Annotated in this window: 12 protein-coding genes and 1 other annotated feature; of the genes, 8 read left to right on the forward strand and 4 right to left on the reverse strand. The window is 57.8% G+C overall.

The features are described from left to right. Positions 1–23: 23 nt before the first annotated feature. On the forward strand, positions 24–332 hold the full coding sequence (gene trpR, locus C1N84_RS03405; RefSeq protein WP_021508685.1) for a trp operon repressor: 309 nt from the start codon (positions 24–26) through the stop codon (positions 330–332). On the opposite strand, the gene yjjX is transcribed toward trpR, so the two are convergent. Continuing rightward, entirely contained in the window at positions 333–851 is a 519-nt protein-coding gene (yjjX, locus tag C1N84_RS03410; RefSeq protein WP_394541732.1) for an inosine/xanthosine triphosphatase, read from the reverse strand. Between the two features lie 51 nt (positions 852–902). Here yjjX and gpmB point away from each other — a divergent pair, with 51 nt between their 5' ends. Then, positions 903–1,550, forward strand: coding sequence for a 2,3-diphosphoglycerate-dependent phosphoglycerate mutase GpmB (gpmB, locus tag C1N84_RS03415; protein ID WP_021508687.1), 648 nt, complete (start codon positions 903–905; stop codon positions 1,548–1,550). Between the two features lie 273 nt (positions 1,551–1,823). Here the strand turns inward: gpmB and robA are convergent, their stop codons facing one another. Next, positions 1,824–2,699, reverse strand: coding sequence for an MDR efflux pump AcrAB transcriptional activator RobA (gene robA / locus C1N84_RS03420; protein ID WP_159377894.1), 876 nt, complete (start codon positions 2,697–2,699; stop codon positions 1,824–1,826). Between the two features lie 193 nt (positions 2,700–2,892). Between robA and creA the strand changes: the two genes are divergently transcribed. Further along, a complete protein-coding gene (gene creA / locus C1N84_RS03425; RefSeq protein ID WP_022548913.1) occupies positions 2,893–3,366 on the forward strand; it encodes a protein CreA in 474 nt (157 codons plus the stop codon). A 50-nt stretch (positions 3,367–3,416) separates the two neighbouring features. Here the strand turns inward: creA and arcA are convergent, their stop codons facing one another. Then, a complete protein-coding gene (arcA, locus tag C1N84_RS03430) occupies positions 3,417–4,133 on the reverse strand; it encodes a two-component system response regulator ArcA (RefSeq protein ID WP_021508652.1) in 717 nt (238 codons plus the stop codon). A 609-nt stretch (positions 4,134–4,742) separates the two neighbouring features. Between arcA and C1N84_RS03435 the strand changes: the two genes are divergently transcribed. The 5 genes from C1N84_RS03435 (at position 4,743) to thrC (ending at position 10,472) form a co-directional block, all read left to right on the forward strand. Next, the gene (locus C1N84_RS03435) at positions 4,743–5,462 is read left to right on the forward strand and encodes a tRNA/rRNA methyltransferase (RefSeq protein WP_104093702.1); all 720 of its coding nucleotides are present in this window, start codon (positions 4,743–4,745) and stop codon (positions 5,460–5,462) included. A 171-nt stretch (positions 5,463–5,633) separates the two neighbouring features. Next, positions 5,634–5,705: a thr operon leader peptide gene (gene thrL / locus C1N84_RS03440; protein WP_128601299.1), complete on the forward strand. Its 72-nt coding sequence runs from the start codon at positions 5,634–5,636 to the stop codon at positions 5,703–5,705. Further along, positions 5,641–5,764 (forward strand) — a sequence feature (Thr leader region). (Overlaps the previous gene by 65 nt.) A 26-nt stretch (positions 5,765–5,790) precedes the next feature. After that, positions 5,791–8,253 carry a bifunctional aspartate kinase/homoserine dehydrogenase I gene (gene thrA / locus C1N84_RS03445; RefSeq protein WP_021508654.1) on the forward strand — a complete coding sequence of 821 codons (2,463 nt, stop codon included), beginning with the start codon at positions 5,791–5,793 and terminating at the stop codon, positions 8,251–8,253. 2 nt (positions 8,254–8,255) lie between these two features. After that, on the forward strand, positions 8,256–9,185 hold the full coding sequence (gene thrB, locus C1N84_RS03450) for a homoserine kinase (RefSeq protein WP_264443602.1): 930 nt from the start codon (positions 8,256–8,258) through the stop codon (positions 9,183–9,185). A 3-nt stretch (positions 9,186–9,188) separates the two neighbouring features. Continuing rightward, positions 9,189–10,472 carry a threonine synthase gene (gene thrC, locus C1N84_RS03455; protein ID WP_264442008.1) on the forward strand — a complete coding sequence of 428 codons (1,284 nt, stop codon included), beginning with the start codon at positions 9,189–9,191 and terminating at the stop codon, positions 10,470–10,472. Between the two features lie 119 nt (positions 10,473–10,591). On the opposite strand, the gene yaaA is transcribed toward thrC, so the two are convergent. Next, positions 10,592–11,365, reverse strand: coding sequence for a peroxide stress protein YaaA (gene yaaA / locus C1N84_RS03460; RefSeq protein ID WP_166711013.1), 774 nt, complete (start codon positions 11,363–11,365; stop codon positions 10,592–10,594). Positions 11,366–11,417: the final 52 nt, after the last annotated feature.

Here is an 11,417-nt window from a genome sequence, read left to right on the forward strand (position 1 = left end):
CGTTAATGAGTACGGAAGCCTTCATGAGCCAACCCCTTTCCCCGCAGCCGGTTGAAGACAACTGGCTGCGTTTCATCGACCTGATGCACAACGCGTTTTCCGATGACGTAGCGCTGCCACTGCTGCAGCTGATGATGACGCCGGATGAGCGCGAAGCCTTAGGCACGCGCCTGCGCATTATCGAAGCGTTGATCAACGGTGATATCAGTCAGCGCGAGCTGAAAAACGAATTGGGCGTCGGGATTGCCACCATCACCCGCGGATCCAATAGCCTGAAAGAGGCGCCGCCCGAGCTGAAACGCTGGCTGGAAGCGCGCCTCGGGCGCAGCTGATTACTGCTGATACAGCGGGTGAGTGAACGGACAGAGCGCCAGAATCAGGGCCTGATGATAGACGCTGGAGCGGCTCAGCAGGCCGTGGGTGAAGGCGCCAATCGCACCGCCCTTGTGTTTGATATTCTCCACGCCGGTTAAGCGCGCCATCTCGTCACCGAGTTCGCGTCCGGCGGCCAGGCCGGTCATCACCACCGGCGGCAGCGTAAAGCTGGCGGAGCGGGATTCGCCGCGCTGCTGCGCATTCTCCACCTCCATCCAGGCAAAGGCGCAGTCGCCCTCGATGCCCGCTTCAATCGCCACCCAGTAATCCGCCTGTGGCCGCACATGACGCGCGTTCGCCACACGCTGGCGTGCGCCAGTTCGCGTTTCGGCATCGCTTAAGGGCTGCGCGGCGACGCCGCTCTCGACCTCGACCCCTTCAATATGGCAGGATCCTTCGCCGAAAACGTCGTTGAACGCCTGAGCAATTGCGCGGATTTTTGCCGGATTGATGGTGGCTGCGACAACATGGTACATAATTACCTGAACCCTCAAGACAAATTTGTCGCAGTATAACGGAAATTAAGCATGTTACAGGTCTATCTTGTTCGTCACGGTGAAACGGTTTGGAATGCGGCCCGACGCATTCAGGGGCAGTCCGACAGTCCGCTGACGGATAAAGGTGAGCAGCAGGCGCATCAGGTGGGCGAGCGCGTGAAATCGCTGGGCATTACTCACGTGATTGCCAGCGATTTAGGACGTACCCGGCGCACCGCGGAGATTATCGCTGATGCCTGCGGTTGTACGGTAACGCTGGATGCCCGCCTGCGCGAGCTCAATATGGGCTGTCTGGAGCAGCGTCCGCTCGACGGCCTGACGGCGGAAGAGGAGAGCTGGCGTAAAGCGCTGGTGGATGGCACCGAAGGCGGCCGGATTCCGGGCGGCGAGTCGATGGAGGAGATGGCGACGCGCATGCATGCCGCGCTCAACGCCTGTCTCGATCTGCCGGCGGGTAGCCGTCCGCTGCTGGTCAGCCACGGCATGGCGCTGGGTGTGCTGGTAAGTACCATTCTGGGGCTGCCGGCCCATGCGGAGCGCCGTTTGCGTCTGCGTAACTGCTCGATTTCGCGCGTCGATCATCAGCAAAGCGCCTGGCTCGCCGCCGGCTGGGTGGTGGAGACGGCCGGTGATGTGTCGCATCTGGATGCCCCGGCGCTGGATGAGCTGCAGCGTTAAGCGCGGTAGCGCACGGCGCAGAATGGCCGCGTATCGGTGCGTATCAATGATCGCATATCGGTGCGCATGAATGCGCACCCTACGGGGTGCACGGGCAATCCGCATCGGCGACAAACGGTTAGGCATGAGGCTGCGGTTGAATCGGTGCGTATCAATGATCGCGTATCGGTGCGCATGAATGCGCACCCTACGAGGGCATGGGCAATCCGCATCGGCGACAAACGGTGAATTTTCTGTAGGGTCGCCATTCATGGCGACCATCGGCAACGCCCGTTACTGCTGCGGACGAATCGGAATCAGATATTCGCAGCGAATCTCCATTGGCGGCTCGCTGCGCTTCTTGCCACCGTGCGTATAGAAGCGCTCAATATCCTGGCCCTGACGGCGCACCAGGCCGAGGGTCGGCATACAGGTGCCGTACAGCAGCAGAATAAAATCCTGCAGTGCAGTGCGCGGTCCCTGATAGCTGAACTGCACATAATCCCCGGCTTCCAGAATCACGCTCTGGTTTGACTGCATGCTCAGCGCCTGCTGGTCGGCCGGCACCGCCGTGGTGTACAGAATCTCCTGCTCATCATCCTTCTCATGGCTGGCGCGTACCTGATGCAGGCCGTACAGCACCGGCGGCACGGTATCGGTCTCCAGCAGGAACTGCTTCCAGAAGTGGATGCGCATCTCGTCGCGGTAGCTGGAGATCTGCTCCAGCGTACAGGTATAGCTTTGCGTTTGCCCCACCAGCACCGTTTCCGGCAGCGTGACGAACTGCGCTTGCGGCATCGGGTAATCATCGAGACGAATCGGCGGGCGAATGCCGTACGAATTCCACTCCGACGAGCGGCGATACCACGCAGGTGTCTGATTGAACTGCTTTTTAAACGCGCGGGTAAAGGTTTGCTGCGAATCGAAGCGATACTGCAGCGCAATGTCGAGGATTGGCCGGCTGGTGAGACGCAGCGCGACGGCGGCCTTGGACAGCCGGCGGGCGCGGATATACGCGCCGATGGCGTGGCCAGTAACTTCCTTGAACATTCGCTGCAGGTGCCACTTGGAATAGCCCGCTTTTAGCGCAACGTTATCGAGCGAAAGGGGTTGATCCAGATGGCTTTCCAGCCAGACAAGCAAATCGCGAATGATACCGGCTTGGTCCATAAAACATCCTCATAACTCTCTGGTGGCGCAACGATGAAGTCACCGAATAGTAGCACGAATTGCACAACGGCGCGGGGGTGGTTTGCCAGTTAACTGTGCTACATCAATGCGGGTTGAAACCCGTTAGGTTTGGTTCTCGGTTCGATTAACAGTACATTACATTCACATCTATTCCGTTTGCAATGGTAACTCAATGACAATAGCTCGCAATCTTATAGTCACGCTGGCAACATTTATGTTGAGTCAGAGCGTGCTGGCCGAGGAGATCGGCTCCGTTGACACCGTATTCAAGATGTTTGGCCCCGATCATAAGATCGTGGTGGAAGCCTTCGACGACCCCGACGTTAAAAATGTAACCTGTTATATCAGCCGGGCGAAAACCGGCGGTATTAAGGGCGGACTGGGTCTGGCGGAAGATACTTCCGACGCGGCCATCTCCTGTCAGCAGGTGGGACCGATAGAGCTTAGCGATAAAATCGCGCAGGGCAAGGCGCAGGGTGAAGTGGTGTTCCGCAAACGCACTTCACTGGTGTTTAAAAAGCTGCAGGTAGTGCGCTTCTTTGACCAGAAACGTCATGCGCTGGTGTACCTGAGCTATTCGGATAAAGTGGTCGATGGCTCACCGAAAAATGCGCTGAGCGCGGTGCCGATTATGCCGTGGCACTGAGCCGATAAAAAAACGCCCTGACGGGCGTTTTTTTGTTTCGCGACGGACGCTTAATCCTGCAGCTCGCCGCAGAAGCGGTAGCCTTCGCCGTGGATAGTGGCGATGATTTCCGGCGTATCCGGCGTCGACTCAAAGTGTTTGCGGATGCGGCGAATGGTGACATCCACCGTGCGGTCATGCGGCTTCAGCTCGCGACCGGTCATCTTCTTCAGCAGGTCAGCTCGCGTCTGGATTTTGCCCGGATTTTCACAGAAGTGCAGCATGGCGCGGAACTCACTGCGCGGCAGCTTGTACTGATCGCCGTTCGGGCTGATCAGCGAGCGGCTGTTAATATCCAGTTCCCAGCCGTTGAAGCGATAGCTCTCGACCTGACGGCGCTCTTCGCTCGGCATCGCCAGATTCATGGTACGCGACAGCAGGTTGCGCGCACGAATCGTCAGCTCACGTGGATTAAATGGCTTGGTGATGTAGTCGTCGGCACCGATCTCCAGACCGAGGATTTTATCCACTTCGTTATCACGGCCGGTGAGGAACATCAGGGCGACGTTAGCCTGTTCGCGCAATTCACGCGCCAGCAGTAAACCGTTTTTGCCCGGCAGGTTGATATCCATAATCACCAGATTGACGTCGTTATCGGTCAAAACCTGATGCATCTCGGCGCCGTCGGTGGCTTCATAGACCACGTAACCTTCGGCCTCAAAAATACTTTTGAGGGTGTTACGCGTGACCAGTTCGTCTTCAACGATAAGAATGTGCGGGGTCTGCATGTTTCGCTACCTAAAATTTGCCAACAAATCGAAAACAGGGCGTACGGCGGTTGCCATAACTGTTCCACTGAACAGTGGGCCGTTCGCAACCGGTGTACGAAATGATCTTCGGAATACACCATCCATCTACGTCAACTTCAGTGTTAGCTCAGCCAGTCAGGATGAATATTTGCGTGCCCCGTGGGTATCGGACTGGCGCTTATCCTAACCGTATTAACAGCAACCTAACAGCACCAACAACAACCGATAAGCATAAAAACAACGCTTCGTTGACTTATATCAAATGCAAGTGTAGCACGTTAACACTTTTATGAAAAACTTCTACTGGAATGCCAGCTTAGCTCACAAAAAGCAGCATTTTCGCTACATTTCAGCTGCATCAGCGCAAAAGTAAAACCTGCAGGTAATAACTTTTCAATTGCATGAAAAATAATGTTTTAATATGGGTTTAGCGCATAAATTTTGCTTATTACGCATAATTACGCCTGCCCGGCATTTTTGCCCTGTTTTAACATCCTTAACATCTTATTTTCTCAGGCCCGTGCGGTTGGTATTTTGTCGCCTGCATGCCAACATAGGTCGGGTTATTAACCGTTCGATGGAAAAATCATGCATTTCCCCCTGATCCTTGTCTCACCCGCTCGCCCGGAGAATATCGGCGCGGCCGCCCGCGCCATGAAAACCATGGGATTTAGCGAGTTGCGTATTGTCGCCAGTGACGCCTGGCAGGATCCGGCCGCGCGGCGTGTAGCCCACGGCGCCGGTGAGATTCTTGACCACGTGAAAACCTATGACACGCTGAGCGCCGCGCTGGCGGATGTCGATTTTTCCGTGGCCACTACCGCCCGCAGCCGGGCGAAGTTTCGCTATTACGCCACGCCGGCGCAGGTCGAAACCATCCTGCAGGAGAAGCGTCAGTGGCTGAATCGTATCGCGCTGGTGTTTGGCCGTGAAGACAGCGGGCTGACTAATGAGGAGCTGGAACAGGTCGATCTGCTGACCGGCATTCCGATGGCGCAGGACTATCCTTCACTGAATCTCGGCCAGGCGGTGATGGTGTACTGCTATCAGCTGTCGGCGCTGCACCAGGTAGCGGCCGCGCCGGTTGAGGCGGCTAACGCGCAGCAGCTGCAGGCGCTGCGCCAGCGCTTTCATCAGCTGCTGGTGACGCTGGACGTCAGCAATGATGCCAAGCTGGCGGACTGGATCGATCAGCGCATCGGTCTGCTGGAGCAGCGCGACAGCGCCATGCTGCACCGTTTGCTGCACGACGTAGAAAAAAAACTTATAGATAATTGCTCGGGAAAACCGGCGCCGGACAGTGAGTGATCGGGCGTCTGTGACGCTGCCTGAACGATCGCAATCCGTTTCGGCGTCTGCGGCGCAGCACTGCGCAGCAGCACCATTCGGGTGCAAAGACAAATTCGTTGACTTAACGTGCGCTTTGCTTTACTTCTGGAAGGCAGACGGACAAGACAAAGACAGACAGAAAAAATCTCAATGCGTAACCACAGCCTGAACACCACCATTATTATTACCACCACCATTACCACAGGTAACGGTGCGGGCTGACGCATACAGGAAAAACAAAAGAAAGAAGCCCGCACCTCAACAGTGCGGGCTTTTTTTTCGGCAAAAATTCAGGAGAGCTTCAATCATGCGAGTGCTGAAATTCGGCGGAACCTCGGTAGCCAATGCGGAACGTTTTCTCCGCGTGGCAGATATTCTGGAAAGCAATGCGCAACAGGGACAGGTTGCCACCGTGCTCTCTGCGCCAGCGAAAATCACCAATCATCTGGTAGCGATGATTGAGAAAACCATCAGCGGCCAGGATGCGCTGCCGAATATCAGCGATGCCGAACGCATTTTTGCCGAACTGCTGCAGGGGCTGGCCGACGCTCAGCCTGGTTTCGATTACGATGGCCTGAAAACCCGCGTTGAGCTGGAGTTTGCCCAGCTGAAACAGGTGCTGCACGGCATCAGCCTGCTGGGTCAGTGCCCGGATGCCGTGAACGCCGCCATTATCTGTCGCGGTGAGAAGCTGTCGATAGCCATCATGGAAGCGCTGCTGCAGGCGCGCGGCCACAAAGTGACGGTGATCGATCCGGTCGAAAAACTGCTGGCGGTGGGCCACTATCTTGAATCGACCGTGGATATCGCCGAATCCACCCGGCGTATCGCGGCCAGCCAGATCCCGACCGACCACATGATCCTGATGGCGGGCTTCACCGCCGGCAATGAGAAGGGCGAGCTGGTGGTGCTGGGGCGCAACGGCTCCGACTACTCGGCGGCCGTGCTGGCGGCGTGTCTGCGCGCGGACTGCTGTGAAATCTGGACCGATGTCGATGGCGTTTACACCTGCGATCCGCGTCAGGTACCGGATGCGCGTCTGCTGAAGTCGATGTCCTATCAGGAAGCGATGGAGCTCTCCTACTTTGGTGCCAAAGTGCTGCACCCGCGCACCATCGCGCCGATTGCTCAGTTCCAGATTCCATGCTTAATCAAAAATACCGCCAATCCTCAGGCGCCAGGCACCCTGATTGGCGGCGAAGGCGAAGTGGATGAAAATCCGGTAAAAGGCATCACCAATCTTAATAACATGGCGATGTTTAACGTCTCCGGTCCGGGCATGAAAGGGATGGTGGGCATGGCGGCGCGCGTGTTTGCCGCGATGTCGCGCACCGGCATTTCCGTGGTGCTGATTACCCAATCCTCCTCCGAATACAGCATCAGCTTCTGCGTGCCGCAGAGCGAGCAGGCGCGCGCGCGTCGCGTACTGGAAGAGGAATTCTACCTCGAACTGAAAGATGGCCTGCTCGATCCGCTCGACGTGCTGGAGCAGCTGGCGGTGATTTCGGTGGTGGGCGACGGCATGCGCACGCTGCGCGGCATCTCCGCTAAATTCTTCTCGGCGCTGGCACGCGCCAACATCAATATCGTGGCGATTGCTCAGGGCTCCTCTGAGCGCTCCATTTCGGTCGTGGTCAGCAACGATGACGTCACCACCGGCGTGCGCGTGGTGCATCAGATGCTGTTCGCCACCGATCAGGTGATCGAAGTGTTTGTGGTGGGCGTCGGCGGCGTCGGCGGCGCGCTGCTTGAGCAGCTGCACCGTCAGCAGGCGTGGCTGAAGGGCAAGCATATCGATCTGCGCGTGTGCGGCATCGCCAATTCGCATGCGCTGCTGACCAACGTGCACGGCATCGACCTCAGCAACTGGAAGGCGGCGCTGGCGGAAGCCAAAGAGCCGTTTAACCTCGGCCGGCTGATTCGTCTGGTGAAAGAGTACCATCTGCTCAACCCGGTGATCGTCGACTGTACCTCCAGCCAGGCGGTGGCCGATCAGTACGCGGACTTCCTCGCCGAAGGTTTCCACGTGGTCACGCCGAATAAAAAGGCCAATACCTCGTCGTGGAATTACTACCAGCAGATGCGTGCGGCGGCGGCGAAATCGCGCCGTAAGTTCCTTTACGACACCAACGTCGGTGCCGGTCTGCCGGTGATTGAAAACCTGCAGAACCTGCTGAACGCCGGCGATGAGCTGATCAAATTCTCCGGCATCCTGTCGGGCTCGCTGTCGTTTATCTTCGGCAAGCTGGATGAGGGCGTGACGCTGTCCGAAGCCACCCGCATGGCGCGCGAGCTGGGCTTTACCGAGCCGGATCCGCGTGACGACCTGTCCGGTACTGACGTGGCGCGTAAGCTGCTGATTCTGGCGCGTGAGGCGGGTCATCAGCTGGAGCTGAGCGACATCGACATCGAACCGCTGCTGCCCGCCAGCCTGACGGACATCGCCGACGTCGATCAGTTTATGGCGCGGCTGCCGGAGCTGGACAACGCCTTTGCCGCGCGCGTTGCCAAAGCGCGTGATGAGGGTAAAGTGTTACGCTTCGTCGGCGCGATTGAAGAGGGCGGCGCCTGCAAAGTTAAAATCGATGCGGTGGACGGCAACGATCCGCTGTACAAAGTGAAGAACGGCGAGAACGCCCTGGCGTTTTACAGCCGCTATTATCAGCCGATTCCGCTGGTTCTGCGCGGATATGGCGCGGGGAATGATGTCACCGCGGCGGGTGTGTTTGCCGATTTGCTGCGCACGCTGACGTGGAAGTTGGGAGTTTAATGATGGTAAAAATTTATGCACCGGCCTCGATAGGTAACGTCAGCGTCGGCTTTGATGTGCTGGGCGCGGCGGTTTCGCCGGTGGATGGCTCGCTGCTGGGCGACTGCGTGTCGGTCGAAGCGGCAGACCAGTTTAGCCTGCAGAATAAAGGGCGCTTTGTCAGCAAACTGCCCGCCGATCCGCAGGACAACATCGTTTACCAGTGCTGGCAGCGTTTCTGCCAGGCGATTGGTAAAGACGTTCCGGTGGCGATGACGCTGGAGAAAAACATGCCGATTGGTTCAGGCCTCGGTTCCAGCGCCTGCTCGGTGGTGGCCGGCCTGATGGCGATGAATGAGTTCTGCGGCCAGCCGCTTAACGACACCGAGCTGCTGGCGCTGATGGGCGAGCTGGAAGGGCGCATCTCCGGCAGCGTGCACTATGACAACGTCGCGCCGTGCTTCCTCGGCGGCGTACAGCTGATGATTGAAGAGAACGGGATCATCAGCCAGGAGGTGCCGTGCTTTGCTGACTGGCTGTGGGTAATGGCTTATCCGGGCATCAAAGTCTCCACGGCGGAAGCACGCGCCATCCTGCCGGCGCAGTATCGCAAGCAGGATGCCATCAAACATGGTCGTCTGCTGGCCGGCTTTATTCACGCCTGCCACACCCGTCAGCCGCTGCTGGCGGCTAAACTGATGCAGGATGTGATCGCCGAGCCGTATCGCACCAAACTGCTGCCGGGCTTTGCTGAGGCGCGGCAGGCGGCCAGCGACATTGGCGCGCTGGCCTGCGGTATTTCGGGCTCTGGCCCGACACTTTTCGCCGTTTGCAACGAGATGGCAACGGCACAGCGGATGGCGGACTGGCTGAGCCAGCACTATCTGCAGAATGAGGAAGGCTTCGTCCATATCTGCCGTCTTGATACGGCTGGCGCACGTAAACTGGGATAACGCATGAAACTCTACAACCTTAAGGATCATAACGAGCAGGTTAGCTTCGCGCAGGCCGTGAAACAGGGCCTCGGCTCGCAGCAGGGGCTGTTTTTCCCGCTGGAACTGCCGGAATTTGAGCTGACCGACATTGATGCGATGCTGGAGATGGATTTCGTCAGCCGCAGCAGCAAGATTCTCTCTGCTTACATCGGCGATGAAATTGCCGCGCACCAGCTGGCCGAGCGCGTGAAGAACGCCTTTGCTTTCCCGGCACCGGTGAGCCAGGTGAGCGACGATGTGGCCTGTCTCGAACTGTTCCACGGTCCGACACTGGCGTTTAAAGATTTCGGCGGGCGCTTTATGGCGCAGATGCTGTCATACGTGTCTGGCGCGGATGAGCAGATCACCATTCTGACTGCGACCTCCGGCGATACCGGTGCAGCGGTGGCGCACGCATTCTACGGCATGGAAAACGTGCGCGTGGTCATCCTCTATCCGCAGGGCAAAATCAGTCCGCTGCAGGAGAAGCTGTTCTGTACGCTGGGCGGCAACATCGAAACCATCGCGATCGATGGCGACTTCGATGCCTGTCAGGCGCTGGTTAAGCAGGCGTTTGATGACGAAGAGCTGAAGAAAGCCATCGGGCTGAATTCGGCTAACTCCATCAATATCAGCCGTCTGCTGGCACAGATTTGCTATTACTTCGAGGCGGTGGCGCAGCTGCCGCAGGAGAAACGTAATCAGCTGGTGGTGTCGGTGCCAAGCGGTAACTTTGGCGATCTCACGGCCGGCCTGCTGGCGAAATCGCTCGGTCTGCCGATCAAGCGCTTTATCGCCGCGACCAACGCCAACGATACCGTGCCGCGCTTCCTTGCCGACGGTCAGTGGCAGCCGAACGCGACCGTGGCAACGCTGTCGAACGCGATGGATGTCAGCCAGCCTAACAACTGGCCGCGTGTGGAAGAGCTGTTCCGCCGCAAAACCTGGCGCCTGACCGATCTGGCCTACGGCGCGGTGTCGGATGAGACCACCAAAGCCACCATGCGCGAGCTGGCAGAGCTGGGTTACCTGTCAGAACCGCACGCGGCGATTGCCTATCGTCTGCTGCGCGATCAGCTGCAGGAAGGGGAGTTTGGCCTGTTCCTCGGCACCGCGCATCCGGCGAAGTTTAAGGAGAGCGTGGAAGAGATTCTCGGCCAGCCGCTGCCGCTGCCGGAAGCGCTGGCCGCGCGCGCCGATTTGCCGCTGCTGTCGCATGCCATGACGGCGGATTTCGCCGCGCTGCGGGCGTTTTTGCTGAAGTAAATATCTTACGGGCCGGTCACATCGGCCCGTTATGCATTTTTCTGGCGGCGCGATTTAACGCGCGGGTTTTTAACAGACGCGCATTAATTTGCGCCGCTACGATTCAGGTGAAACTGGCGTTATTGCTCGCGGCGCTTAAATACCAGCTCGTTACCCTTACTCTCCGCCGCATCAAAGAAATAACCGTCAACATCAAACTTCTTCAGCTGCGTCGGTTTCGTCAGGCGCTTCTCAATCACGTAACGGCTCATCAGGCCACGCGCCTTCTTGGCGTAGAAACTGATCACCTTGAACTTACCGTTTTTCTCATCGAGGAACACTGGCTTAACCAGCTCGGCATTCAGCTGTTTCGGCTTGATGGCTTTGAAATACTCATCGGAGGCGAGGTTGATCAGCACGTCATCGCCCTGTTCCGCCAGCGCGTCGTTGAGCTTTTGCGTCAGCAGGTCGCCCCAGAAGCTGTAGAGATCTTTGCCGGCCGGATTCGCCAGTTTGATGCCCATCTCTAAGCGGTACGGCTGCATCAAATCCAGCGGGCGCAGCAGGCCATACAGGCCCGAAAGCATACGCAGGTGTTTTTGGGCAAAATCAAAGTCGGCTTCGCTGAAGGTCTCTGCCTGCAAACCGGTATAAACATCACCTTTGAAGGCCAGAATTGCCTGCCGCGCATTATCGGGTGAGAAGGGCGGCTGCCACTGGCTGAAACGGTCGGCGTTGAGGTGCGCCAGTTTGTCGCTGATGCCCATCAGCGAAGCGATTTGCGCCGGAGAAAGATCGCGCGCCACGTCAATCAGCTGCTGTGATTTTTCTAACAGCGCCGGTTGGGTAAACCGTGAGGTTGCCAGCGGGCTTTCATAATCCAGTGTCTTGGCTGGCGAGATAACTATCAGCATTGTGTCTGTCCTCGTTGACCCGCTGTTTTCAGGGGATAGATGGGAAAAATGT

Source organism: Pantoea sp. SGAir0418, assembly GCF_043529865.1.